The organism is Paenibacillus sp. FSL H7-0357 (genome assembly GCF_000758525.1).
In the GTDB taxonomy this organism is placed as follows: domain Bacteria; phylum Bacillota; class Bacilli; order Paenibacillales; family Paenibacillaceae; genus Paenibacillus_AQ.
The window spans coordinates 3,567,665-3,593,698 of sequence record NZ_CP009241.1; the positions used below are offsets into that span (position 1 = coordinate 3,567,665).

The following is a 26,034-nucleotide window of genomic DNA, read 5'->3' on the forward strand; positions in this document are numbered from 1 at the left end:
TCTTCGGCTGCTAATCCCTGAAAGTGAATATTTTGAAAGAAATCTGCTTTAGTGTTCATAGATATAAAACCAACTTGGACCTCAAGCAGTAACTCAGATTAGAAACCATTTTTCATAAGTAGTTTTGCCTTAATTGAAAATTTACATTTGTGCAGAATATGAAGGGATATTTTGTATGATGTCGAATTATGTATTACGGTATAACTATTAAATAATAATACCACTAAGTTTAGATTATAATGGGAGAATAAGGAAAGGAGGTGCTAAGTCCCACCTGTTGCAGATGTTCCATTACGGAGCCAACAAATTATATAGTGGCGATCCTTGGCCTAACTGATAGGAGTTAAACATGCGCGCGAAATTGAATGCAATCCTCTTAGCTATTATGATTTTATTAACGTCAGGCAGCCTTCCAAATACAGTAGAGGCGAAAACAGCAGATGTAACATCATTAGCCAGTACAATGGGGAAGACGGTTATCTGCATAGATGCGGGACACCAGAGTAAAGGTAATAACTCTAAAGAGCCCGTAGCGCCAGGAAGCAAAACGGTTAAACCAAAGGTGTCAAGTGGTACGCAGGGCATAGCTACTGGTAAAACCGAATACAAACTTACACTGGAAGTGGCGTTGAAACTGGAGCAAGCCCTTCAGAAAGATTACAAGGTGGTAATGATTCGCCGCACTAATAATGTGGATATATCAAACAGCGAGCGTGCTATTAGATGTAATCAGGCAGGTGCCGATATGACCCTTAGACTACACGCAGATGGGAGTGTTAATCGCGAGATTCAAGGCATGTCCTTTCTCTATCCTTCTACTGACATCCCATCTACGAAGAAGATTGCATCGCAAAGTTTGGAGATCACCAAGGTTCTGTCTAAAGCGGTGCTGAAGGAAACGCAGGCGACATCGCGCGGGTTAATTCCTAGGAGTGATCTTACCGGGTTCAACTGGTCAACCGTACCGGTTGTACTCATCGAAATGGGCTTCATGACGAATCGTAACGAAGACATGAAGTTAAGTGAGGATGAATATCAGGACAAGATTGTTCAAGGAATTAAAAGAGGTCTGGATTCGTATTATAAAGTTGCGGCGAAGAATTAAACTCTATACATGAATCCCCCGTTCATATTTGATGAACGGATTTCTTTCTGTCTTTTGCGGTTTACATAGAATATATATAAAGGGGAATACCAACATATTTAAGACAATTACAATTAAATTATCAATTCTTTTAATGATGTTCATGTGTTTTGTAAGTGTGACTAGTGTAAATGCTGCAAGTAACGAAGTTGCTGTGAGGCTCGATGGTACGAATTTGCAATTTGATGTTCCGCCCCAAGTAATAAATAATCGTGTTATGATACCGATGCGAGTTATTTTTGAAGCATTAAATGCTACTGTTAAATGGGATGATGCTACACTATCGATTACAGCCTTATCTAAAAATGGTGATGTGGTTAAGCTCTCAATAGGAAATGAATATATTTATAAAAATGATAGAAAAGTGACTATCGATTCCCCGCCAGTATCGATAAATGGGCGTACATTAGTGCCCGTTCGTGTTATCGCAGAGTCATTAGGCAGAGCCGTAAGTTATAGATCAGATTCGCGGACGGTTATTATTGAGCCTGTTGACACTTTAAAAGAAGACAACCTAATAGAAGACACATCAATAGATACTTCAATAAATACTTCAATAAATACTTCAATTAACACAACAACACCTGTACCTACAGAAGAGGCTGCTTATGAAAAAATGATTGCCCTAAAGGAACAATATCCTGAGGGAATGGCATGGACAAACGGTAATGTTTACGCGTGGAATGGTGGCATTTATAGTAGAGGTTATGGCTGTGTGGGGTTTGCTTTTATATTAAGTGATGCAGCATTTGGTAACTTACCCGCTCGCAAGCATACGGATTTTAACAATATTCAAGTTGGAGATATTGTAAGGATAAATAATGATACCCATTCAGTGATTATTCTCAGCATAGATGACACAAATATTACCCTTGCGGAAGGGAACTATAATTCATCTATTCACTGGGGACGTATGTTTACTTTGGAACATATAAAAGCTGTAGGCGATTATATTATCACAAGATACCCTGAGTAAAAATAAGGGCTGGCTCCCGTAAAGGGGCCGGCTTTTTCGATCTGACAAATGAACATTTTGTGTGAAAATGGGGCTATAGATTAAATGAGAACACTACATGTTTTACTACTGTTACTATTGTGTATTACGTTGAACGGATGTACTAACTTCCAATCAAAACCGGATATAGGTTTGCCCCGTATTAACGAGTCGGATTCAAGCGGTTCCTATCAACGTGAATTGGAACATTTGAAAATTAAACTAAATAACAGTAAAAATGAAGAATTGGAGAATGAGATAAGAGAAAATAATCTGGATCAGTTTACATCGGGGTTAGTTGCTCTATTGAACATGCAGGACAGTATTCAAATAAAGGATAGTGAACTTAGTAACAAGTTTGATGAAGTAGTTTTTTCATCGACTAAAGAGATAGTACTTGAAGACGGAAAATTTAATATTAGAGTTGTTAATTTCCAGGCGCCTCTTGGTCTAAAGGGTTATAACGATAAGATAGAGCTTTTATTAGGAGGTTACCTTTCTTTGTATTCACCTAAGCCCGTATTTGTATCGTCGTGGGAGCTGGACAATCAGAAATGGACTGAGAAGAAACATAGTTTCACTAACACAATTGACTCTAATGATTTTTGGGACCTGAGTATTGAAGATAACACACTTATTATTGAAAACCAGCAGTATATAGAAATGAATATAGAGATCTCAGAGGATACAAATGGATTTGTAATTACAAGTGATAAAGATACAAGTGTAACCGTACAATTTTCTGGAAAAGGTGTTGAGGTACGTCAAGCATTGAAATCATTTAATATTGATGGGGGAAAGTGAATTAGGTATTATTGGTGTGTTTGATTTGGGTATATATTGGTAGAAGTACATATAGCCGCATTTTTTGGCGCGATCACGAGATACGTTATAAATGAGAGAGGCGGAAGAATATGCACTCATTATCTGTAGCAGAATTGGTGGATTTGGAGAATCATGCTTGGGAAGAAGTCAGAGAGCTGCTGAGTCAAGGTACTCGCACCTATCGGCTGACAGCAGCGGAACCGGAAATAGCAGCACAGACGCTCGTTTGCTTACAGGTAAGCACCAAGTCTTATCTGGGAGCGATTGCTTACGAGACCGGAGGGATCGTTTTTGAGCATGGCTGGATTACACTTCTTGGCGCTGGTGGCGAAGGTATCTATGGGAGTCTTACTTCCTGGAATGGTCTTGCAGCCTCACAAGATATTCCTGCATTGCCCGGTCTGCTGATTGTGGCTTATGATGCTGCAGGCGGTTTTTTTGGACTTGATGTGGGACGGTTCGGGCAGAGCGGGCATGTATATTACTTCGCCCCGGATACGCTGGAATGGGAGTCGACCCAATTGGCCTATTCCGGGTTCATCGGCTGGCTGGCGGAAGGGGATCTTGATCTGTTCTATGAGACATTCCGCTGGGAAGGATGGGAAGAGGCGGCCCTGAAGCTTCAACCTGGTCAGGTCTTTGGCTATTATCCTCCGCTGTGGGCTAAAGAAGGCAGCGGTCAATTTAGCCGCAAAGCGCCAATTCCTATACTGGAGGCTTGGCAAGAGGCGAGGAGTGAAGGCAAAGCGTGAGCAAGAGAAAGGCAGGAAAAAAAGGCAGAGCAGTGCTTAAGATCGTAAGTATTGCCGAAGAACCGCTTGAGCAAATTCCTTATGTCAGTGCTGCGGCGGGCGGCAAAGGGATCTCATATGAATGGCTTCCTGTATATTGGGGAGAAATTCTGGGGCTCCCTCAGGATGTGGATGCGCTGATAGTGGCATCGGATCTTCAAGGTATGACCATTCATAGCACAACCGGTGAATATGGCAACTCACTGCTGGGTGAGGTACTTCCTGAATCGCTGGAATTTTTGCTCCAAATCCACATGCCGGCCGTAGATCCCGAGAAGGTGCTAGTCTGTTTATGCGGTGATTTATACGGTGATCCCGCCAAAAGAGGTTCAAGCGGTGACCCGCTTCCAGTATGGAAGGCATTCCGCAACAAGTTCGGCACGGTGCTGGGCGTTAACGGCAATCATGATTTGCTGTCCCGGGAAGGGCAAGCCGAGCTTGCGTCTCATACCGGAATTCATCTGTTCTCTGAACCTGATATTATACGGCAGAAGGGGCTACATATAGCAGGTCTTGGAGGTGTGACCGGAAGAGGGGATAAACCGAACCGGAAGCCTGAAGGAGAATATCTGGAAGCGCTGCGGAACCTGCTGCATCGTGGCCCGGATGTGCTTCTGCTGCACCAAGGCCCCGAGGTTCCCGAAGCCCGGCTTCCGGGGCATTCAGGTATCCGTGAACAACTGGAAGCCGGGCCCGAACTCTTATTATTTTGCGGGCATGTCCATTGGGACCAGCCTCTGGCGGAGCTTGAGAATGGCACCCAGATTCTAAACACGGACGGAAGGGTGCTGCTGTTCACCGCTGCGAGTCTGCAATGAATGAATAACTGCTGAGACAATGCCGGTTGCTGCGATTCATATCTATGAAGGGAGCATACAGGAAATTCAAACGATAGTTCGTAATTATTGAATACATCGCCAAGCGGCTTATACGCACCGGCGATGTATTTTTTGTGTCCCGAAGTTAACACAGAGTCAACGCTTCGCTTCGCAAAACATTTTCAGTGTAGGTATGGAGTGTTCACTCGTAGCCGGCCATATCGATCTGTTTCCAAATCTTCTGGGAATAGCTCAGATCAGCCGTTATTCCGTGCAGCAAATGGGCGGCAATGCGATTATCCTTGAAAGCTACGCTGCATCAATATTTTGACAGCTTGAATATCGGCCTCGCAATCGTGCGAAGCCAATAAGCAAATACGGTCGTTCCGGTCCATGAGTTGCGCTTATTCTGTAGGTATTGATCGTTGATAATATAAGTCCGGGTGGAAGCAGGGCTCTTCAGACCGAACTTTTCCCACTCAGCCGGGTCATTTGAACCTCCGAGCCTTTCAAGCATATTCTCCGACGCGCTATTTATTTTAAAAGGAATTTGCTCGTAGGCTTCGGTGATTTGCGCATGAAATTCGTCGATCGGATTGCGGCTGGCAAGGCTCTCCAGGTGAATCCCTTCGCGAAGGTAAGAAACGTATGCAAGATGGTCAGCCCAGAACTCGTCGAGATAAAAAAGCCGTACCCTCTGCTCCGCTGGGCTCAACGGCTGCTCGCCTTTCAAAATTCGGAGCCGCTCCGCGTATAGAATTCGCCTCTGATCCTCCACCATATCCGAATAACAGTTCAGTTCCTTGTGGATATCGAAGTTTTGGCCCATAACAATACGCTGAATACTGGTGATCTTGCTGCTGAGCCCCGGTGCTTCAAGAGCCTCATCCTGCCTGGAAGCGCGAACCGCTTTATGGATGCCGAAGCGAAGCAGCAACTCGTCCTCTAAGCTTACATAAAAAACGGAAGCTCCCGGGTCGCCTTGGCGGCCGGAACGCCCGCGTAACTGGTCGTCGATCCGCACGCTTTCGTTCACATGGGTGCCAATCACGTACAACCCGCCAAGCTTGGCGACTACCTCTGCTTGCGCGCCGCCGCCGCCGAGCCGGATGTCGACGCCGCGTCCCGCCATATTTGTAGACACCGTCACTGCGCCGGGTTCTCCCGCTTTGGCGATGATGTCGGCTTCTTCCGCGTCGTTTTTCGCATTCAGAACATGGCAAGGTACGCCGGCAGCCGCTAGCGCCTCTGCCAGCATGGCAGACTCTTCGACGCTTGACGTACCAATGAGAATTGGACGTCCCGTCCTATGGACGGATGAGATTTCTTGTACGAGTGCCTTAAGCTTGGCTTCTTTATGGGTATAAATCCGGTGTCGGTGGTCGATCCGGATGTTTGGCTGGTTCGGCGGGATTTGCACGACCTGCAGCGCATAAATATCTTCGAAGTCCATTGCGGAAGCATGCGCGGTAGCCGTCATTCCGCAAATCTGCGGATACAGGCTGATGAAGTGTTGAATGGTGATCGTCCCGAGAATTTTCCCTCCGGCTATGGAGTACAGCCCTTCTTTGGCCGTAAGAGCGGCTTGCAGCCCGTCCGGCAAATACCGGTTCTCCGCCACGCGGCCGGTATATTCTTCGATCAGCTCGATTTTGCTGTCCCGGACGATGTAATCGACATCTTTCTTTAATAACGATTCCACATGCAGCGCGCAATTTAATGACGTCAGCAAGTGACTGTTATGGCTATCGTACAAATTTCCGCATCCCAGCAGCGATTCCGCTTTCGCAGCGCCTGTTTCATTTAAGTAAAAGTTCCGCTGGAACTCGTCGAAGTCGTAATGCTCTGCTTGCTTGAGCTGCCTAGCCACTTCTGCGAAACGAAAGCCGTCGCTCCTGGAAGAGGCCGAATCGCCGCTGATGACTAGCGGCACCCGCGCTTCGTCAAGAAGCAGCGAATCCGCTTCGTCGACGATGACGTAGTGGAAAGGACGATGCACGGTATCGGCTTCGCTTAGCGCGATTGTGTCGCGCAAGTAATCGAATCCCGCTTCTTTGGCCGTAACATAGGTTACATCCTTGGCGTATGCTTCCCGTTTCTCGGACAGGCTCATGCCCGCTTGAACCGAGTTTACCGTTAACCCGAGGAAACGATAGATCGGGCCCATCCAATCCGCATCCCGCTTGGCCAAATAATCGTTAAAAGTCAGCACATGAACACCTTTGCCGGTCAGTGCATTTAGATATGCAGGCATAACAGCAGAGAGTGTTTTTCCTTCACCGGTATGCTGCTCGATCAGAAATCTCTCATGTAGAGCTATGGCAGCCATGATCTGGACATCGTAAGGCTGTAATCCGAGCGTTCTCTTCGATGCCTCACAAACTAGCGCATAGGCATCGACAAGCAGCTCGTCCAATGGCGTACCCGATTTTGCTTCTTCTTGCAGCCGGAGGGATTCCGCTTGAAACTGCCCATCGTCCCATGCTTCCAAATTCCGTTTCCTGATGAGCTCCGCTTTGCCCTGATAAACTTTCAGCTTATTCTGGTTATCGAGGTCTTTGAATTTTTGCATCAACTTGACGGCTATATTCATATTAATTTGATCTCCTCTCGGTAGAAAAACGCTTAGTTTTGAACAATATTTGCGCTGATGCCGGGAAACAATGGGGTTGAAAGTAATGGAGAACGCATAATCCGTTTTAACATCTTATATAAAGAACTTCCTCGACGGGTAACTTGAAAGCTGCGGCAATTATAAGAGCGAACGTAATCGAAGGGGAGTAATCTCCTTTCTCGATTAACCCTACTGTCTGGCGAGTGGCTCCGATGGCATCCGCTAGGTCTTGCTACAACCATCTGAAGCGAGCACTCAGTTCGCGAACGTTGTTAATAAGCACACGAGAGTTCCTTTCCAGTTATTGGTTGGGAGTGATTGTAACTTATGTATTGTAAAATGTAAACACTATATTGCATTTCGGAAGCCAGCTTAGTCATTTAAAAGCAAAAAGAAGACGGCAACACGTTAATACCGACGCTATAATGATCAGGCAGCTTTTTGCAACGCTGAACGACTACAAAAGCCACTACCACTATCTGCAACGCTGGCTGGCCGAACAGTACCCGATACTTAAGCTGGAGAAACAGACCGCCGACCACGCTCGGCAGTCTGTCGGACACATGCTGACTGCCCTGCGGACTCGCTTAGCCTTACGCTTGAAAGCTTCGGAACGTAAGACTGCGTAAGCTTCTTTAAAATAGCGCTGAGGAGAAAACGAAGCGAAGTGTTCCAAGGGCGGTCAAGCTCCCGAGAGCCAGCTTGTGGATGGCCAAACAAAGCCCCCAAGCGTTCAATCAACTTGACCCGACAGCCCAGCCATGGCTGGTTTCGGGCCGTTTGCAACTGCTTTCGCCTTGTTATAGTTTGCAGGTTGTTGACAGAAAAACCCAAAGAGGGCTGCAACAGTCTGCCTCCCGGCAACCTGTCACAGCCCCAAGCCCACGTCCGACGCGGCCTTTTGGTTCTTATTCTTCCCCCGTCGCCACCGGATTCTCGCTATACGAAATCCAGTCACTCCAACTCCCCGCATACAACTTAACATTCCTATAGCCGGCCTTTTCCAGCGCCAGTACATTCGGGCAAGCGGTGACACCGGATCCGCAGTAGACGATGATCTCAGCGTCTTTGTCCAGCTCGGAGAAATGCTCCTGCAACTCCTCGGCACTTTTGTAGCTTCCATCAGCATTCTGCGTATCCTTCCAGAAGAAGTTGACTGCGCCGGGGATATGACCGGCCTTCTTGTCCAAGGTTTCTTCCAGACCCAGGAAGCGTTCCCGGGCGCGGGAATCGATAAGGACCGGAGAGAGGCCGGTTGCAGAAGCCGAAGGCTCCATATTAGCAGATACCTGGTGTACGTTGTCCACGTCAACCTGCATCTGCAGCTGCACATTTGCCTGGAACGAGCTTGGTACCCGTACCGGCTGATGCTCCGTTACAGGGAATTTCTCTGCCTTCCATGCGCTGAAGCCGCCTTCCAGAATGAATACCTGTTCATGCCCCAGGTAACGCAGCAGCCACCAGAGCCGCGCAGCATTCATGCCGCTTTCGTCATCATAGGCGACAATGCGTGAATCATTTCCGATTCCCAGCTTCGAGAGGCGTGCAGCAAGTAACTGCGGGTCGGGGAGAGGATGGCGTCCGCCATGTTCTCCCACAGGGCCTGACAGATCCAGCTCCAAATCGAGATAGACCGCACCCGGAATATGCTCTTGTTCAAAGCTTTCCCGGCCAGCTTGAGGTTTACCGAGCGTAAACCGGCAGTCTACTATGGTTTGCTCCGGCTCATAGAGCCTTGCCAGCAGCCAGCGTTTAGAAACAGTTGCATCCATAAGTATCCCATCCTTTGCGTATATCAATATGAAATTTATTATAGCGGAAAAATCGGGTGTTCGCTGGAAGTAGTTATTTTAGTTGTTTTGGCGATTTGACACAGCCAGTTACTGATTTTACAATTGCCTTTGAATTGGTGAATATTTTTCACTTTATGGTAGACTCGCTACAATACATATAAGAGAGGGGCATAAGCCTACGGAGACCATTGTAAGCCAGGTTTGGCCGGAGTGGAGTGGAACATTGAGGAAGCGGAGCGGGGGCTGGAATAATACAACCTATTTTGTAGAAAATAGCACTCGCCGCGCCGTGCTGCGTATCTATGATACACATAAAGATAGAGAGAAAATCGAATTCGAGCATGCCGTGCTGCAAAAGCTGGGGATGTTGTCTTTACCCTTCAGAGTGCCTGTTCCCATCGCGACACCGGCCGGAGAAACTTTGGTTCAGCTGGAGGACAGGGCTGGTAAATTTAGCTGCTTGTTCGAATACATAGACGGAGATTCGCCCACTGAGCAGGAGTCTGGCTATTTCGAATCCTTCGGGGAGGCGGCAGGTACATTGTCCGTAGTGCTGGCAGAGATAAGTCCCGGACTTGCTCCGGTCTACCGGCCTTATTACGAGCTGCGGCAGGCTTATCCGCTATGTACCGGAGAAGCAATCCGTGAGCTGTGTCTGCAACCGCCAGTCCCCTTTACTGAACTTGCTAAGGGATTGGAGATCCTTTACAACGCCTATGAAAATATCGCCGATTCGCTGGCTGAACTTAAGGGGTTGCCGCATCAGCTGGTGCATGGAGATTTGAATGCTTCCAATCTGCTGGTGGAGACAAGCGATCACCGGCAAGTAGCTGCGCTGCTTGATTTTGAATTTTGCACCTTTGATGTGAGGGCGATGGAGCCTGCGGTAATTCTGTCAGGGCTATTGGGTCATGCGGAGGAAAGAGCGGCGGTCCGGGATTTTTGCCGGGGTTTCAGCACCAGGGTCCGTCTTAGCGAAGCCGAAATCAAGGCCGTTCCCGTGCTGATGCTGCTTAGAAAAGTTGATGTGTTCCTGCACTTTGTCACCCGCTATCTGGAGGGCACGGATGAAGCACATGTGCTTCATGAACAAGTGAAACAGTTATCCGCAGAGGTAACCCAGCTGTCAGTTGTATCTGCACAAATTCAAGAAATTCTGCTGGAAGAGCAAGGCGGAGCTTGATACAGCTGTCTCCCGGTATGGATCATGGTCTGAGCTCCACAGCCAGTTCCCCCGGTTGAGCACATTATCTTATTCGTCCAGCTTCAACTGTAAGTATCGATCTCCGTAATAAACGGACAGCCAAAATTTATAGTGTGGAACATTGCGGTAATCATCCGCTGTGTGTAGTTGGACTTTTGATTTGTGGGATGCCATGCTATTCTCCTTCGGCAGCTGGTTTCTAGTTTGTTTACCCTTTTTTACCAAGGATGTAACCAGTCACTCTTTTTGTTCGTAAGCATAGTTAAATCTATGAATGGGTTCGCTGTATTTGCTTATTGAAGCTTATTGAATATTTTGGAGAATTGGAGTTGCATGGATGAAAAGGTTAGTGATCATTACCGTCGGTAAAACACATAGCGGGAAAACTACATTTGCTAAAAAATTAGAACAGCATTTACACAACTCAGTTGTGATTGACCGGGATGATCATGCTGAATTTATCAACACACATTACAAAAGCTTGCTGCCTAAACAAGGAGCCAATACCTTCAAAAACGCCATCTCTCGGACAATTGTAGATTATGCTGTTAATGAGTCAAATTCACATCTTATTTTATGTAACGCCAATCGTGGTCGTAAAGGTCGTTTTGAGATGCTCGAACGTTTTCATCACAAAGGTTTTGTCAGCATACTTGTTCATTTTGAAATCCCCGATGATATTCTTTATTCTCGTATTACCAATAGTCAGCGTAGTACAACTATTTTCAGAAGTGCGTCTAATTTTGAAGAAGTGTTTAGCCGGCAGCAAGCAGAGTCTCATCATGGCGATGTGGTGGCACCAGCAGCAGGCGAAGCAGACCATTTGTTTGTAATTAAGGATAGTCATGAAGTTCAGTCTATCATTCAAAAAATTACGAATATCGCTCAAGGCTTATGAGTGAGAATCGTCTGAATATAACGTTGTCGAGGTGAAGAGCAGCTTCAAACAAGGAATTGGAGGAGTGTATGTTAAAAAGAAGAGGTGTGAAAATTACACTCTGCCTGCTGGCTGCACTGATTGTATTGGCTGGATTGGGAGCCGCATACCAATGGTATGGTTCTACACAGGACAGGAAGAATTATTCACCCGCCGGAAGTCTATACCAGGTAAAAGGAGGTAAAATGCACCTATATACTGAGGGTGCGGGATCAACGACTGTGGTGTTTGCAGCCGGGTGGGGAACGGCAAATCCTTACGCCGATTTTTCTCCATTGTACGAGGGGCTGAGGCAGCATGCGAAAATTGCGGTCTATGACCGCTTTGGTTACGGATATAGTGACTTAACCGGCAGAAAGCGGGATATTGACTCCATCACCGATGAAGTTCACGAACTGCTGCAAGTTTCCGGCCAGCAGCCGCCTTATCTATTTGTCGGCCATTCGCTAGGCGCACTGGAAACCATCCGTTATGCCCAGCGGTACCCTGAAGAGGTGAAAGGGATTCTGCTGATTGACGGTGGAAGTCCTGAATACTATGAGTCCAGTCCGGAGCTTAAACTAGTGTCCGGAATTTACAAGGGGCTTCGGGCGACCGGTATATTGCGTGCATTATATCATGTGAACGGATTCGCAGAATGGGTAGCGAGTGACAGCAATGGGGATAAGCTGCTGCCCGAGAAGCTGAAGGAAATAAACCGCAAAGCGGTACTGCTGCTGGCGGGCAACCGGAATATGACCGATGAAATTCGCCAGAGTCAAGAGAATGCCCGCGTCGTGTTGGCTGGCAGCAAACCGCTTCCGATTCCTGTCACTGTCTTGACTGCCGACTATTTCGGCAAGCTTGACGATGATGCCTCATGGATGGACAGCCAAGCAGTTCTTCCTGAATGGTCCGTCAAGGGCAAACAAATCATCGTGCCTGACAGCTCCCATTACATTCACAGCTATCAGCCTGAGCGGGTTGTTGAAGAACTGCTGCAGTTAATTGAAGGGGAATAAGCTGATTCATGTAAAAGAGGGTACACCTTGCCGGGTGTACCCTCTTTTTTCATATGGCTGCAAGGCATAAACTCTAGATCAGACGATATCCGGCAGGCAGCTCTCCGCTGTCGCGGATATTGCGGATTTGCGCTAACGTCAGCCTTTGATTGGTGGAGATGATTGATTCCACGTCATTGCCGTTGATGTAATCATCCAGATCTCGGATGTTGTGATTTCCACGCAGTACACGGAAAATGCCTCTGAAGCGGGTTCTGCTGAACAATACAAGCGTAGCATTGCTGCTGGTGGAGAAGAAGCGCAGACTTTCGATTCCGTCGAGAATGTTGTCTGTATTACGGATCCCGAGATTGCCGGTATAAATTCTGCTCCGTCCCCTGTAGTTCTCTTCCGAGTATACTGTGAGCCGCGGGTAAGTTTGGGAAATATGGACCGCTCGTTTCATTTTTATTCCTCCTAAAAGTTTTGTGAGCATCGCGTCCAGAATCTTCAGCGTACAAAACTGACTTCGGAAGCATGGGTTTAAGTTCTGTGAAATCAGCATGTGCTGAAGCTCATTCCACTACTATTCTATGTTTGCTTGAGAGGAAGTCTTGGACGAGGAACTATGGGACCGCCTTTTAATGACACCTAATTCCTAAAAAATGGCTTTACATCACATCGTCACTAGTGTACTATGTAACTAACACACCGACACGGTATTTGTTTCTCCAATATTTTTACTTTTTCAGGAGGTTGCTATGAAACAGTCAATGAGTACACAGGGACTTGCAACACAAGGGAAAGATTCCATTGTGCTGCAGATGAATCAGGTCAGTAAGGTTATCAAAGGAAAGGCGATAGTAGATCAGCTGTCTTTTGACATCCGCAAAGGAGAAATTGTCGGGCTGCTCGGACCTAACGGTGCCGGAAAGACAACGACGATCCGCATGATGACCGGCTTGATCAAGATGAGTGAAGGGGATGTGCTGGTTCAAGGACATAGCATCCGCAATGATTTCAACCGGGCAATAGCCCATATCGGAGCGATTATCGAGAACCCTGAGTTTTATCCGCATATGACCGGGCTGGATAATCTGAAGCAGTATGTACGGATGAGTGATGATGTTCCGGAATCGCGGATTGAAGAGGTTGTGCAATTGGTTGGACTGCATGAAGCGATGGGCAAGAAGGTAAAGGCTTATTCACTTGGTATGCGGCAGCGGCTCGGTATCGCCCAGGCACTGCTCCATTCGCCGAAGCTGCTGATTCTGGATGAGCCGACGAATGGCCTGGACCCTGCGGGAATACGCGAAATGCGTGATTATATGCGGACAATCGCTGAAGTTGAAGGGATATCCATCCTCATTTCTAGCCACATGCTTGCAGAGATTGAACAAATTTGCCATCGGGCCGTTGTCATTCAGAACGGAAAGCTGGTGACGGTAACCAAGCTGGGTGCCGGGGAAGAGACGGAAGGAGAAGTGTCACTCACTGTCCGGGTAGGCGGGATGGAAGCGGCAAAACGAGTTATACAAGAGCTGCAGGGAGTGGGGCTGGGCAGCGTGGATGAGGCCCGTTCTGAACTAAACATACGGCTGCAGGACATCAGGGTGCCTGAGCTCGTTGAGGCATTGGGAAGAGCCAATGTCGGCGTATACCGGATTACGGAGAACAAACAAAGCCTTGAGGAAGATTTCTTGAAATGGACAGGGGGCAACCGAATTGCGTAAATTTAACTATCTGGTGCTGAATGAATGGCTGAAGCTGTCGAAGAAACGTTCTTTTTTCGTGCCGCATGTACTGCTGATTCTGCTGCCGCTTCTGTTAGGCTATATGATCAAAGCTTTTTCCAAAGAGTCATTCGCCTCTGCTTCCGAGTTTACGGCGGTGATGCTGCAGCCAACCGGAATAGGCCAGGTCATCGCTATACTCGCCATCATTGGAACAGCGGGGATTGTATCCAAGGAGTATAGCCAAGGAACGATCAAGTTTCTGCTTATCCGCGCACGCAGCCGTATGGCTATTCTAGCCTCCAAGTATGTAACGGTACTGCTGTTCGCGCTGAGTCTGACCGCAGTTGCCGCCGTGGCTGTCTATCTCTCGGGTGCCATTTGGTTTGACGTTGGCGGGGGAGAAGCGGGAATAAGAGACATACTACTTTCGCTGCTGTACGGCTGCGTGTACACGGTCGTATATGTAACGCTGGCGTTTATGATCGGGGTGCTGACGACCTCCACAGGAGTGACCATCGGGATTACGATGTTTGCACTGACCTTGGATAAAGTAGTTATTTACCGTGATTTTTACAAATACTTTCTGTTTCCGAATATAAATCTTAATGTCTACCACAACAACGCAGCGCCGTTGCCGGGAATGACTCTTGGCTTTTCCATTGTAATGCTGGCGGTCTATCTGATTGCGTTTCTGCTGGCGGGGTTTGTGGTGTTCAGACGAAGGGACGTTGCTTGATGACCATTGAATTTGACAACAACCAGCCCATATATATTCAGATCATGAATTATATCAAAGGCGAGATTATCACAGGCAAGCTGAAACCCGGCGATAAAATCCTCTCGGTGCGGGAACTGGCCGCAGAATTGCAGATAAATCCAAACACGGTGCAAAGAACCTTTCAAGAATTGGAGCGTGAAGAGATTGTGGAAACACGGCGGGGTATGGGCAGATATGTTACGGGGAGGGAAGAGACCATTATGACCATTAAAAAAGAGATGGCCCAGGATGTCTTGGACCGGTTTATCCGCGGCATGGAGGAGCTGGGTTTCCAGGGAGAAGAGATCTTGACGGTCGTGGCGGAGAATATTGCACAAAGGAATAGTAAATAGGGGGATTGCCAGGGTGGACAGTATACTTCAAGTACAACAGGTTACTAAAAAATACGGCTCAAAACAGGCGCTGCGCGGGGTTTCTTTTGAACTCGGTGCAGGCAGAATCACCGGACTGCTCGGCAGCAACGGCAGCGGGAAAAGTACACTCATGAAGCTGATTGCCGGGCTGGCACAGCCAACCTCAGGCAGTGTGTCTGTGCTCGGTGTTCCGGTAGGGAAACAAAGCAAAGCATTGGTTTCGTTTATGCCGGACCGGCCCCTGACAGACCCTTGGATGAGTGTGGGAGATGCGATGAAATTTCAGCGTGACTTCTATCCGGATTTTGACCCGGTCAAAGCCAAACGTATGCTGGAGTTTATGAAGCTTAGTGAACGGGATAGGGTGCAGACGCTCTCCAAAGGGATGAACGAACGGCTGCAGCTGACCATGGTCCTCTCGCGGCGGGCGAGTTTATACATGCTGGATGAACCTATTGGCGGAGTGGACCCTGTGGCGCGGACGAAAATTCTCAATGCGCTGATGGAATTTTACGAGGAAGACAGCAGCATTTTGCTCTCGACGCATCTGGTAACAGACATTGAACGGATATTTGATGAAGTTATTTTTATAAAAGAAGGAGAAATCATTCTGCAAAGTGATGTGGAGGAGTTAAGGCTGCAACGGGGAAAAAGCATTGACGAGCTGTTCAGAGAGGTGTATGCGGAATGCTGAAGCTAATAAAATACGATTTTAGACGGAGCCGTGACCGGATTCTTGCGTACTTTGTAATCGCAATTCTGGTGCATGCCGCCACATGGTATTGGAACAGACACATGGGGGTTCAATTGGTCGCAATCAATCTGACCACGTATGTCGTAGTGGGGATCAGCCTCCTGCTCACTAGCGCGATTACCTTTGGCCGCAATTTGAAATCTTATCACCGCCGGCTTCTGCCAGTGAGTTCTCTGTATACCATCTTGTCACCGCTGCTGCTCTGCTGGACGCTGCTATTATCCGTTGTTATCATCGCAACCCTGCATCTTGGGATCTATATTCTCGTATATTCGGCGGATTTCCTCCCGGGAAACTTCTGGCCGGTTGCCCTAAACTGCATACTGCAGCTTATCTGGTTCTCCGGTTTAATGCTGATCTCCATTATGTTTGCCATCACGGTGGCCAATAGTGTGCGGGTCAGAGGAAAGATATGGATCATCATCGCTGTATTGGTGGTACTCCAGAACGGGCTGTCTTATCTTGAACAGCTGATGTTTAAAAGTTCTCTCGCGGGTGTGGAGAGCATGTTCGAGTTTGATGTTCTTGATGCGGACTCGGTTCGCAGCGGGATTACATTCTCCTACCCAGTTCTTAATTACTGGCCTATGTTATTTGAAGCGGCCGTTGCAGTTATTCTAATCTATGCGATGAACGTGCTGCTGAAGAGAAGGGTGGAGGCTTAAACCGCCGCTCCATTTGGGAGGGAGGCTGGGGATACTAACTACTCATGCGGCGTTTGCTGCCGAACAAAAGCAGGGCTAATTGCCCTGCTTTTCGTGTTTGCACAGCAAAAGACGTCCTCGAAGGAGGACATCCGGCTGTGTCCTATTAACCAACTTACTGGGCGCTGCGCGTGTTAGTCCAGCTTTCGAGCTCCCGCAGGAGTTGCTCTTCTTCATCCTCCTGCAAATCCAGTCTCACCCCATATTGATATTGGCCAAGCCCGAACATCCAGCCCCAGCGTACACTTCCCACAAACTGAAGTTTGTCTTCTGCCAGCTGAAAGTGGATAATTATCTTCGTATCGCCTGCAGTGAAGCGGAGATTCAGCGAAGTTCGGATTTTGCACCCTGAACGGCTAAGGTCAAGCAGTACGCCTTCCGTAAGCTTGCCTGCCCCGGGACCGTTGTTACCAGCAGGAAGTTCAAGCCAGCATTCGATGGGCTGGTTCATTACATATCGGAACGGTTCTTTTCTGCTGGAGTCGTCCATTGTTCACCTCCGCTAGTTTATTTGCTATTATAACGAAATGGTTTCATTTGAACAATCTCCTAAAGTGCTATTTTTTAAAAAGAAAAGTTTTACTTATTTGTTGAAACGAGAGAGGAGCAGATACCCCGTGTATCAATATGACAATGAAAATTTTACCGGGCATAATTTTGACTACGCCGAATTGCGTGATGGAGAACTGAACAGCTGTACGTTTGATAGGTGTTCTTTCAAGGGAGCTTCTATGGAAGAAATGACTTCCGGCGGCTGCCGTTTTGTGGATTGTGATTTTACCGGCGCATTGCTCAATGCCTCGCTACATAAAGGAGCGGCGTTTACCAATTGCAAGTTCTCCGGGGCAAATCTGTTTGTGTCTAAATTCGAGGATTGCAAAATGGTCGGCTCCGATTTCTCCAATGCGTATATGGACGGCATTACGCTGATCGGCGGGGATTGGTCTTACACCAATTTGCGGCATATTAACCTCAGCAGGCAGGACCTGCGGGGCATCAGGTTCGCTGAGGCGGACATGCTTGGCTGCAATCTGCAAAAATGCGATCTGCGCGGTGCGGATTTAAGCCGGGTACAACTGGCCCAGTGCAAGCTTGCGGGAGCAGATCTAAGGGATGCTAAGCTGGAAGGGATTGACCTGAAAAGCCTGGACTTAAAGGGAGTAAGGCTCGATGTGGAACAGGCGGTGCTGCTGGCACGTTCGCTGGGGGCTAAAGTCGGCTGATATTGGATACGCGAACAGCTCCGCTCTGTAAGATAAGGGCGGAGCTGTTTCTCTGTCTACAAGGCAGACTTTAAGATTGCAGATTTATAATTCCTGCGGCTTTATCCGATAAAAAAATTATCGACACTATTCTGCGAAAGATATGGGGAGAATGTGCATGACGTTTAACCTGCGGACTTTTTTTGCCAGTGCCTTTGCGGTAATTATTATCTTGCTGACTGCACTGCTTATTTATGTAATCGGGAATCAAGCTACGAAATCTGTGGAGGTAAGTATCGGGGGCTCGCTTGCTGCAGAAGCATATCAAATGTCGGAGAAACTGGATCATTTCATGTGGTCGCGTTCCGGGGAAGTGGAAGTGCTGAGCAAGCTTAACGCTTTCCAGAAGCCGCTGGACACTCAAGAAATCAGCGGATTGCTGAATCAATTGAAGAGCAGCCTGCCGGTGTTCACCTGGGTCGGTTACCTTGACCCGAAGGGAACTGTGCTTTCCGCAACGGACAACATTCTCCTTGGAAAGGATATCAGCCAAAGACCCGTATTTCAGGAAGGCCGGAAGGGGTTGTTCACGGGTGATGTGCATGATGCCGTGTTATTGGCAAAGCTCCTGCCTAATCCATCCGGAGAAGCCTTGCAATTCGTGGACGTGAGTGTCCCGGTCTACGACAAGGTGGGAATGCTTAATGGTGTACTGGCAGCGCATTTGAGCTGGGAGTGGTCGCGTGAGGTAGAGAAATCCATTCTGGACCCGCTCAAAGAACGGATGAAAGATGTGGAAATCTTCGTAGTCAGCCAGAAGGATGATACTATACTGCTTGGACCCTCTGGGCTGGTGGGAAAGAAAATGGCGAATGAAACGCTGCAGAAAGCCCGGGAAGGCGGAAATTCATGGATCGTGGACAGCGGCAGCGGAAAAGATTCTTACCTGACTGGATACGCTTACGGGGACGGTTATTTGAATTATCCGGGTTTGGGCTGGTCAGTGCTAGTTCGTCAGCCCACAGATGTTGCTTTCGCAACGGTACACCAGCTCGAAAGATTTATCATATTAAGTGGATTGGCAGCTGCGGTGATTTTCGGAATTCTGGGCTGGCTGCTTGCCGGATGGATTGCCCGTCCCCTGAATCAAATTGCCAAAACGGCAGATTTGCTCAGCTCTGGTGCCAATGTGGAAATCCCCGCCTTGTCCCGCTTTAAGGATGTGGCCATCTTGTCAACTTCACTGCGGAATCTGGTCAGCAATCTGACCAAAACAGAGAATAAGCTGAGCTATATGTCGGATATGGCTCTGCACGATGTGCTAACAGGGCTGCCGAACCGGGCCGGATTGAACGAATTTTTGGTTCACGCGGTGAACAAGGCTAAATTGAACCGGACAACCCTCAGTTTTCTGTATATGGATCTGGACGGATTCAAAAAAGTGAATGATACTTTCGGCCATGCTACCGGTGATGTTCTGCTCCAGCAGGTGGCTGTGCGGCTGCGGGAGTGCACCCGAGACAATGAAATCGTTGCCCGTCTGGGCGGAGATGAATTTGTGATCATTCTGCATACTTCTGCAAGCAAACCCATGCAGGAGTCGGAGGTTGTTGCAGCGCGCATCATCAGCAAAGTTAATCTGCCGGTCGTCATTGGAGGCGATACCATACAGGTCGGATGCAGTGTCGGAGCAGCCGTATGGACTCCAGACTGCTTGGATACAGCCGAAACTCTGCGGCTGGCGGACGAGGCATTATATATTTCTAAACGCAGCGGCAAAAATCGGATTACATTTGAAGCCGCTTGCTAATAGGCGCTGTGCAGCCAAAAAACCTTTCTGTGTAGATATAGCGGTTAACCTGCCGCTGTACCCTAAGAAAGGTTTTTTTGTGTTGCTATTCTAATGAGATTCTTAGTTGTTAGTGAAAACCTTAGCGCAATTTTTTTCGGGGGGAAGCCCACCATTTGATCCAGAGGCTCCCTTCGTCATCATGAAATAATTTAATGCCAAACCATCTAAGGGGTGTCCACAACTCTTTAAAATAATATGATGGCATAGTCCAATAGACCCTCCTAAATAGTTAATTTTCACTATATACTACCCCAAATTTTAGTAACTAACAATAGCTTTTCTATCAAATCCAGGTAAAGTTTTGGTAAAATCAGGGCTGTTTATCTTAAAGCTGGTTGCTCTATGTATGGTGTAGGATAAACAATTGATAATTCATTACCCCTTTATTCACTTAGCTAAACATCTATCTTGAATTCATAGGAATAAGCACAAGCTATTTGGCAGAATGCGCATTTAATATAGGGAGGGATGTGATGAGATGACGGAGACCGAATTTATTTCCAGAATTATACCCTACGCAGTCGAAGATATGAAGCGCAGTCATATTGCGGCCTCGCTGACCATTGCGCAGGCAGCGCTGGAATCCAGTTGGGGGAACAGCAGTCTAACGGTTAAATCCAATAACCTCTTTGGCATTAAAGGCAGCGGACCTGCCGGAAGTGTGGCGGTACGGACAACAGAGTACAGAGACGGCAAAGCGGTGAAGGTGACTGCAGCCTTCCGTGCTTACAATAACTGGGGTGAATCTGTGGCCGACCATTCTGCGTTGATCATCGGCGGGGTCTCATGGAATCACACCCTATACAGCAAGGTGATTGGTGCGGATGGAAAAAAGGCCGCACGGGAAATTGCCGCAGCGGGATATGCGACTGATCCCAAGTATGCGGCAAAGCTGATTCAGATAATGAATACCTATAACTTGTACGCATATGATGAAATTAAGGAGGAGGATGAGATGTCGGCGGAAGATAAGCAAAAGCTTGCAAGTCTGGAAAAAGAACTGAAAGATCTGCGGATTTTGTTGTCCGATCTTGCAGTCAGCAGAGATATGCTGAAGACAGATGTACAGGAGCACGGGCAGGCGATCACTAGTGCGACTGAGCGCCTTTCCCTAATTGAAGGCCGGATGGTGATGAATGTCCCGGCATGGGCGGAGTCGGCTGTCAGTGCAGCAGTGGCGGCGGGACTGCTGGATACGCCTGCCGGCGGCAGCTTGGATTTTTACCGGGTTCTGACAGTATTGCATCGGGCGGGATTGCTGTCATCCCGGAAGGAGGGGTGAACGTCATGTATAACGATGCGCTTAACAATGTGCTTGCTTTCGCATCGGTGTTAGCCGTATTTGTAATGGCTCTCGTTCAGCTTGTGAAGAATAGCGTGAAGCTTCCGCGCAACCTTGTACCGGCGGTTGGTCTGGCAATAGGATTATTAGTCGGGGCCGTTGCCTATCCTTTTACAGATATGAATCTGGTGCTGCGACTGTGGGCAGGCGGACTGGCAGGATTGTCCGCCACAGGTCTGTTTGAACTGGCTTTTAACAAAAGGGATGGAACAACTAAAGATTAATATCCTGTGATTGCTGATTCTTCCGAATCTATTAAAGATTTACTATAAATCATTGAACCTAATGGTGTTATGTACAAGCAATAAGTAATCTCTCTTAATACAATGAAATATGCAAGAAAGGAAGGGGGGGCTCATCATGGGAACTTATCTTGATGCTCGAACCTCGCAGAACGCGAGCATAGCGAACTCTATTGCCATTCCGATTCTGCTGCTGAATGCTCCGCAGCTGTTCGGACAAATTGGCTTGGTCACCGCAGGTGCTACGACGAATCCGCGAGTATTGTTAAAAGGAACAATCTCTTTGACGCTTCCGCTGGCGCTGGCGGGTATTACAATTACAATAGTGAGAGGAACGCTTAGTACCGATCCGGTTGTATATTCTGCTACCTCTACGTTTAGCCTTAGCGTCTTGGCGCCACAAGTCATCACGTTTTCAGCTGCAGACTTTAACCCGCCGATAACTCCTCAATTGACGTACACTGCTTTCGTTAGTTCCAACCTGCTCGGCACGGTTCGTGTCGGTCCGGAGAGCTTTGACGGCATTCTGGTCTCCGATTAATTTAAGGTTACTGTGTCTTGTCATGCCTGAAATATTGGTTATGACAAGACCTCTACATATACATTTGCCGTGGCCTAAATTTTGACCGTTTCGCCCAATCTGTTAAGCCAGCCAATACATATTCTACCTTGTAGTAATCATTATGAAGGAGGTAATCTCATGGGTGCAGATTGCGGATACGGTGGTAATGTTGGTGGCGTTCATAATTGTCCGGTAAGTCCTTTTACATCAACAGGTGCAATTCTTGTTCTTTATATCCTGTTGGTCATTATTTTGAGTGCCTGTTTCATCTAAGCTGGATAGCACATCGGCGTGTTCCCGGGCTTTTTGCCGGGGACGCGCTTTTTTCTGTGTCTAGTCCGATTTACATAATGCACCAAAACACTTATATTTGAGGATAATACCTTAATAAGGAGATCGTTATGGATTTCAGAAAAATAAAAAACGGTGAAAGTCTGCCGCTGGAGCTGCTGTTGTCAGCTGATCCTTCTCTGCCGAAAGTGGAGGATTATGCAAAAAGAGGTGATTGTTATCTCGCAGTTGACAAAGAGGACGTTGTGGGAGTGTATGTGCTGCTGCCGACAAGACCTGTTACGGTTGAACTGGTAAATATTGCGGTTGCTGAAGAGCAGCAGGGCAGAGGAATAGGTAAACAAATGGTGATGCACGCCATACAGATTGCCAGACAAGAAGGGTACAGCGTGATGGAAGTGGGCACCGGTAATTCAAGTGTAGGGCAGCTTGCGCTGTACCAGAAATGCGGCTTCAGAATAGTGGCCGTGGATATGGATTTTTTTACAAAACATTATCCTGAAGAGATCTATGAGAATGGCATACAATGCAGAGATATGCTACGGTTATCCCTAGATATATGACTCGCTGTATCATTAACTTATTGGAGGAATTGTTGTGACAACTATTTATAAGAATCTAACCGATCTGATTGGCAATACACCGCTGCTGGAGCTGGCAAATTACAGCAATTCTCATCAGGTTGAAGCTAAGCTTATCGGGAAACTGGAGTACTTTAACCCTGCTGGTAGTGTAAAGGACCGTATCGGCTTTGCGATGATCAAAGATGCTGAAACCAGAGGGCTGATCCAAAAAGATTCAGTATTGATTGAACCTACCAGCGGAAATACCGGGATTGGACTAGCTTTTGCGGCTGCTGCACTTGGTTACAGACTGATGATCGTGCTGCCTGAATCGTTCAGCGTGGAACGCCGCAAACTGCTGAAGGCGCTTGGAGCTGAGCTTATTTTGACCCCGGCGGCTGAAGGGATGTTAGGCGCGGTTACCAAGGTGGAAGAACTGGCTGCAGCAATCCCGAATTCTTTCGTTCCACAGCAGTTCAGCAATCCGGCCAATCCACAAATTCACCGCGACACAACTGCAGAAGAAATTTGGACGGATACCGGCGGGGAAGTGGACATTTTTGTGGCTGGGGTAGGTACTGGGGGAACCATTTCTGGTGTCGGAGCAGTATTAAAAGCAAGAAAACCGGGCGTGCAAGTAATTGCTGTCGAGCCGGCAGATTCGCCGGTCCTTTCCGGTGGCAAGCCAAAAGGGCATCAGATCCAGGGCATTGGAGCCAATTTTGTGCCCGATAATTTTGACCAAGACGTGGTGGACGAAATTTTTCAGGTTAAGAACGAGGAGGCATACGAAACGGCGCGCAGTCTGGCCAGAACAGAAGGCCTTCTTGTTGGAATTTCCTCCGGAGCAGCTGTGTATGCCGCATCGCAAATAGCCAAACGCCCCGGGAATCAAGGGAAGAACATTGTTATTATCCTGCCGGATACGGGAGAGCGCTACTTGTCTACACCACTTTTTGATGACGAGGAATAAATTCTTCTGCAGGACGTAACTCCGACGATAAAAAGAATCTGATTATTCAAGGGGCAACCCAATATTAAGCAGATTTGGTCCAATCTTGTTGGGCCTCAGCTCCCCGGGATGGTGTTGTTAAACTTACTGTAAGTTGGAGCGAGATTTAAGTGTATATACCCTGCCGCTGGTAGGGTTTTATTTTTTTCACTGCCTGTTTCATTGAATGTCTTTCGAATGACAATGTGTTAGAAGCCAAAAGAAATAGTCAAAACATCATCAATCTATACCATACTGATTTTCGTTTACTTAATGGGAAGCTATTAGAATATTATGGTTGTACAAAACAATTAAGTGAGGCATTAAGCAACAGTGGTTCAATAAGTGAAATAGAAGAGGTCAAACCTAAAGAGATAGAGGATTTTGTCCCTATGTATTAGGATATATGGATTAAGATAGGGACTGTTTAGAACAAAAATCGAGGCCCTATATCTAGTACCTTTTTCATATAACAACGGTAAAAGAGCAGGATAGAATATAAGAATCAAAGCCGTAAGTGCTAACAAGTGTAGATAAGCCAAATAGAATAATCGATGGTCTAAAGGTGGAATCAAATGGTATGAAAAACAATCCGGCTATAGCAAGACCATATTGTAATCGGGTTAGATAAATTCTGGTTTGTTTGTTCATAAATATCCCTCCTAACTTTAATTAATACGATTATAGAGAGATACGCAAATGGCGGGTGGTTACAGCAGCAGTTATTTTAATCCCATACCTAATGCAATGTTGTGGAAAGCGAATCCAAAAGCAACAGCAAAGCAGATTCCTACTCCCAAGCCCTCGATTTCAAGTATTTAACAATTCTACTCGACTTATCTAATTTAGTTTCGTAAGGGCAAAGCCTTGAACGTATATGAAATCACTTATCTGGGTGAAGTCGGCGAATATGAATCCTATTTTGTTATTCGAAGCGGGCTGACACATGGAAAAGTGGAATCTGCTAAGTACCATGAATATTCAGACCCATGCTCCGACTAACCTATTTCGAGTTTCTGAAGATGCTTCGCTGCCGTAAGATAGGTCAATCGACGCCGCGGCCCGACGAGGAAGCTTTCCCGGCGCCGGAACGCATCGAAACGGCAAATAGGCTGATTTGAGAGATCGGCAGCCGTGGACGCAAGTTTCTATATCACGAGAAGAAGGACTGATATGCGGCAAAGGTATGAAAGCTGTAACCATCATACAGCCCTGGGCGACACTGATCGAGCTTGGGGAGAAGCGATTTGAAAATCGCAGATGGGTGACAAAACACCGCGGTGAGCTGGTAATCCACGCCGGGAAGAAGGTGGACCGGGAAATCAGCCAACAGGGGCCTTTTTAAAAGCGTGCTTGCCCGCCATGGATATACAGCTGATAACCTGCTGACTGGGTGTGTAATCGCTGTTGCCAGGCTGGCAAAATTAAAGCTTAGATAGCCCATTTGAGAGGGCAGAGACAGCATGTATCACGCTTAGTATAAAGAATAGAACCGTGTAATTATGAATGGGTAGTCCATGTAATTAGTACGGAGTTGCGACTGAATTTAGTAGTAATAGATTATTATACTTCGCTGCATGCTTCTGCTCATCGAGGATAATTCCGTACAAAGTATCCTTATAAACGCCGTATGGAAGGCCGAACCATATCTTTCGATACTTTTCAACAGCAGACAATTCACCTTGGAAGGCTTTTTGCAACCCGGCAATATACGAATTAACATGTTCAGGAACTTCGCTGCTAACTCCTGTCACTTCATGTCCTGTTAATTCCCTGTACATTTGTCGGAACATTTGATTATGCCCTCGTTCATCATTCCGGATAGAGGTAATCACTTCAGCTTGTTCGTGGTTCGGAGCAAGTTTTATGAGTTGGTCATAAAAAAGTTCATCATTTCGCTCCCCTTGGACTGAATTCCTCATTAATTCAAGTGCATCTTGAGTTGAAGTTGCCCAAATGGGGACAAATTGTGATCGGAACCAATACGGATACACCATATACATGAGCTAAACCCTCCAATAGTTTGTAAGTATTCTACCAGCAATCATATGCACACTAGCCCAAGATGTGCATGATTTCTCTTTTTTCTTAAAAAACTATTCCTGGGAGTAGGAGTATCATGAGCGAATTATAGCTTCTTTGAAATCGTGAAACCCTTGGTACATTAGGCTTTTCATAAATAGTGCTGAGGAGTCAAATAACTGTTTTTTGGTCGTTTTTGCGAATTTGGCACCCAAGATTGCACCCAATTATGTTTTCCGTTTTGCAGGTTTAACCATATCGTCGAATACATCGGCAGCAGCTTTGTCCACCGATTCGAAGTGTTTGTTCTTCGGTCCTTTAATAACCGGAGCTCCATCTTTATACATGTTGAGGGGATATTGAAGATAGGGAGAAACCAAGCAGACATGTTGGTGGAATCTGACAGTTCCATTTCATTAGGATAGGGCGGAGATTGGTCGTGCCAAAGCAGGGTTTTATTGAATGGTTGGAGGGTATTAATTCAAATCGAAATTGATAGGAGTGATCTTATGCTACAAAGAAAGCATAGAGGCAAGATAATC

At 47.1% G+C, this 26,034-nt stretch carries 28 protein-coding genes and 1 pseudogene; 22 read left to right on the plus strand and 7 right to left on the minus strand.

All coding sequences use genetic code 11. From position 1 onward, the window contains the following. The first annotated feature begins 349 nt into the window (after positions 1-349). From H70357_RS15480 to H70357_RS15500, 5 genes are all read left to right on the plus strand, one after another. Positions 350-1,105: an N-acetylmuramoyl-L-alanine amidase gene (locus tag H70357_RS15480; RefSeq protein WP_038591114.1), complete on the plus strand. Its 756-nt coding sequence runs from the start codon at positions 350-352 to the stop codon at positions 1,103-1,105. 157 nt (positions 1,106-1,262) lie between these two features. Beyond that, the gene (locus H70357_RS15485; RefSeq protein ID WP_197073694.1) at positions 1,263-2,120 is read left to right on the plus strand and encodes a copper amine oxidase N-terminal domain-containing protein; all 858 of its coding nucleotides are present in this window, start codon (positions 1,263-1,265) and stop codon (positions 2,118-2,120) included. 84 nt (positions 2,121-2,204) lie between these two features. Further along, entirely contained in the window at positions 2,205-2,942 is a 738-nt protein-coding gene (locus H70357_RS15490; protein ID WP_038591121.1) for a hypothetical protein, read from the plus strand. Positions 2,943-3,052: 110 nt separating this feature from the next. Further along, a complete protein-coding gene (locus tag H70357_RS15495) occupies positions 3,053-3,715 on the plus strand; it encodes a DUF2625 family protein (protein ID WP_038591124.1) in 663 nt (220 codons plus the stop codon). Further along, positions 3,712-4,572, plus strand: coding sequence for a metallophosphoesterase family protein (locus H70357_RS15500; RefSeq protein ID WP_052092053.1), 861 nt, complete (start codon positions 3,712-3,714; stop codon positions 4,570-4,572). Before H70357_RS15495 ends, H70357_RS15500 begins: the two co-directional genes overlap by 4 nt. A gap of 319 nt (positions 4,573-4,891) precedes the next feature. Here H70357_RS15500 and H70357_RS15505 read toward each other — a convergent pair whose 3' ends face one another. From H70357_RS15505 to H70357_RS15515, 3 genes and pseudogenes are all read right to left on the minus strand, one after another. After that, entirely contained in the window at positions 4,892-7,165 is a 2,274-nt protein-coding gene (locus tag H70357_RS15505) for a preprotein translocase subunit SecA (RefSeq protein WP_038591127.1), read from the minus strand. A gap of 106 nt (positions 7,166-7,271) precedes the next feature. Then, a pseudogene (locus tag H70357_RS35300) lies at positions 7,272-7,469 on the minus strand (helix-turn-helix transcriptional regulator). 625 nt (positions 7,470-8,094) lie between these two features. Continuing rightward, entirely contained in the window at positions 8,095-8,958 is an 864-nt protein-coding gene (locus H70357_RS15515) for a sulfurtransferase (RefSeq protein ID WP_038591134.1), read from the minus strand. A gap of 244 nt (positions 8,959-9,202) precedes the next feature. Between H70357_RS15515 and H70357_RS15520 the strand changes: the two genes are divergently transcribed. From H70357_RS15520 to H70357_RS15530, 3 genes are all read left to right on the plus strand, one after another. Continuing rightward, on the plus strand, positions 9,203-10,162 hold the full coding sequence (locus H70357_RS15520; RefSeq protein ID WP_231578434.1) for a phosphotransferase: 960 nt from the start codon (positions 9,203-9,205) through the stop codon (positions 10,160-10,162). Positions 10,163-10,520: 358 nt separating this feature from the next. Next, positions 10,521-11,081, plus strand: a complete 561-nt coding sequence (locus tag H70357_RS15525; protein ID WP_038591139.1) for an AAA family ATPase — start codon at positions 10,521-10,523, stop codon at positions 11,079-11,081. A gap of 68 nt (positions 11,082-11,149) precedes the next feature. After that, positions 11,150-12,121 (plus strand): alpha/beta fold hydrolase, encoded by a 972-nt coding sequence (locus H70357_RS15530; protein WP_038591141.1) that lies wholly within the window; start codon positions 11,150-11,152, stop codon positions 12,119-12,121. Between the two features lie 73 nt (positions 12,122-12,194). Here H70357_RS15530 and H70357_RS15535 read toward each other — a convergent pair whose 3' ends face one another. Beyond that, positions 12,195-12,566: a hypothetical protein gene (locus tag H70357_RS15535; RefSeq protein ID WP_038591143.1), complete on the minus strand. Its 372-nt coding sequence runs from the start codon at positions 12,564-12,566 to the stop codon at positions 12,195-12,197. 295 nt (positions 12,567-12,861) lie between these two features. Here H70357_RS15535 and H70357_RS15540 point away from each other — a divergent pair, with 295 nt between their 5' ends. From H70357_RS15540 to H70357_RS15560, 5 genes are read left to right on the plus strand one after another with little or no spacing between them, the layout of a single operon-like run. Beyond that, positions 12,862-13,833: an ABC transporter ATP-binding protein gene (locus H70357_RS15540; RefSeq protein ID WP_156130875.1), complete on the plus strand. Its 972-nt coding sequence runs from the start codon at positions 12,862-12,864 to the stop codon at positions 13,831-13,833. Next, positions 13,826-14,572 carry an ABC transporter permease gene (locus H70357_RS15545; protein ID WP_038591145.1) on the plus strand — a complete coding sequence of 249 codons (747 nt, stop codon included), beginning with the start codon at positions 13,826-13,828 and terminating at the stop codon, positions 14,570-14,572. Before H70357_RS15540 ends, H70357_RS15545 begins: the two co-directional genes overlap by 8 nt. Continuing rightward, entirely contained in the window at positions 14,572-14,946 is a 375-nt protein-coding gene (locus H70357_RS15550) for a GntR family transcriptional regulator (RefSeq protein WP_038591147.1), read from the plus strand. The genes H70357_RS15545 and H70357_RS15550 overlap by 1 nt, the downstream gene beginning before the upstream one ends. A gap of 13 nt (positions 14,947-14,959) precedes the next feature. Further along, entirely contained in the window at positions 14,960-15,661 is a 702-nt protein-coding gene (locus tag H70357_RS15555; RefSeq protein ID WP_038591149.1) for an ABC transporter ATP-binding protein, read from the plus strand. After that, positions 15,655-16,386 carry a hypothetical protein gene (locus H70357_RS15560; protein ID WP_038591152.1) on the plus strand — a complete coding sequence of 244 codons (732 nt, stop codon included), beginning with the start codon at positions 15,655-15,657 and terminating at the stop codon, positions 16,384-16,386. Before H70357_RS15555 ends, H70357_RS15560 begins: the two co-directional genes overlap by 7 nt. Positions 16,387-16,540: 154 nt before the next feature. On the opposite strand, the gene H70357_RS15565 is transcribed toward H70357_RS15560, so the two are convergent. Beyond that, positions 16,541-16,915 (minus strand): PilZ domain-containing protein, encoded by a 375-nt coding sequence (locus tag H70357_RS15565; protein ID WP_038591155.1) that lies wholly within the window; start codon positions 16,913-16,915, stop codon positions 16,541-16,543. A 127-nt stretch (positions 16,916-17,042) separates the two neighbouring features. Between H70357_RS15565 and H70357_RS15570 the strand changes: the two genes are divergently transcribed. From H70357_RS15570 to cysK, 8 genes are all read left to right on the plus strand, one after another. After that, positions 17,043-17,648 carry a pentapeptide repeat-containing protein gene (locus H70357_RS15570; RefSeq protein WP_038591158.1) on the plus strand — a complete coding sequence of 202 codons (606 nt, stop codon included), beginning with the start codon at positions 17,043-17,045 and terminating at the stop codon, positions 17,646-17,648. Between the two features lie 157 nt (positions 17,649-17,805). After that, positions 17,806-19,437 (plus strand): sensor domain-containing diguanylate cyclase, encoded by a 1,632-nt coding sequence (locus H70357_RS15575; RefSeq protein WP_038591161.1) that lies wholly within the window; start codon positions 17,806-17,808, stop codon positions 19,435-19,437. Positions 19,438-19,957: 520 nt separating this feature from the next. Then, positions 19,958-20,761, plus strand: coding sequence for a glycoside hydrolase family 73 protein (locus H70357_RS15580; protein WP_038591163.1), 804 nt, complete (start codon positions 19,958-19,960; stop codon positions 20,759-20,761). A 5-nt stretch (positions 20,762-20,766) separates the two neighbouring features. Continuing rightward, complete coding sequence (locus H70357_RS15585) at positions 20,767-21,045, plus strand: holin (RefSeq protein WP_038591166.1); 279 nt, start codon at positions 20,767-20,769, stop codon at positions 21,043-21,045. A gap of 136 nt (positions 21,046-21,181) precedes the next feature. Continuing rightward, positions 21,182-21,604 (plus strand): hypothetical protein, encoded by a 423-nt coding sequence (locus H70357_RS15590; protein WP_038591168.1) that lies wholly within the window; start codon positions 21,182-21,184, stop codon positions 21,602-21,604. Positions 21,605-21,763: 159 nt separating this feature from the next. Next, positions 21,764-21,898: a YjcZ family sporulation protein gene (locus H70357_RS36645; protein WP_218642515.1), complete on the plus strand. Its 135-nt coding sequence runs from the start codon at positions 21,764-21,766 to the stop codon at positions 21,896-21,898. 128 nt (positions 21,899-22,026) lie between these two features. Continuing rightward, positions 22,027-22,479: a GNAT family N-acetyltransferase gene (locus tag H70357_RS15595; RefSeq protein ID WP_038591171.1), complete on the plus strand. Its 453-nt coding sequence runs from the start codon at positions 22,027-22,029 to the stop codon at positions 22,477-22,479. Between the two features lie 34 nt (positions 22,480-22,513). After that, a complete protein-coding gene (gene cysK, locus H70357_RS15600) occupies positions 22,514-23,452 on the plus strand; it encodes a cysteine synthase A (RefSeq protein WP_038591173.1) in 939 nt (312 codons plus the stop codon). A gap of 483 nt (positions 23,453-23,935) precedes the next feature. On the opposite strand, the gene H70357_RS35890 is transcribed toward cysK, so the two are convergent. Continuing rightward, the gene (locus H70357_RS35890) at positions 23,936-24,121 is read right to left on the minus strand and encodes a hypothetical protein (RefSeq protein ID WP_156130876.1); all 186 of its coding nucleotides are present in this window, start codon (positions 24,119-24,121) and stop codon (positions 23,936-23,938) included. Between the two features lie 535 nt (positions 24,122-24,656). Between H70357_RS35890 and H70357_RS35305 the strand changes: the two genes are divergently transcribed. Beyond that, positions 24,657-24,815: an ASCH domain-containing protein gene (locus H70357_RS35305; RefSeq protein ID WP_331281766.1), complete on the plus strand. Its 159-nt coding sequence runs from the start codon at positions 24,657-24,659 to the stop codon at positions 24,813-24,815. A 178-nt stretch (positions 24,816-24,993) separates the two neighbouring features. On the opposite strand, the gene H70357_RS15610 is transcribed toward H70357_RS35305, so the two are convergent. Continuing rightward, positions 24,994-25,473, minus strand: coding sequence for a ferritin-like domain-containing protein (locus H70357_RS15610; protein WP_038591176.1), 480 nt, complete (start codon positions 25,471-25,473; stop codon positions 24,994-24,996). Positions 25,474-26,034: the final 561 nt, after the last annotated feature.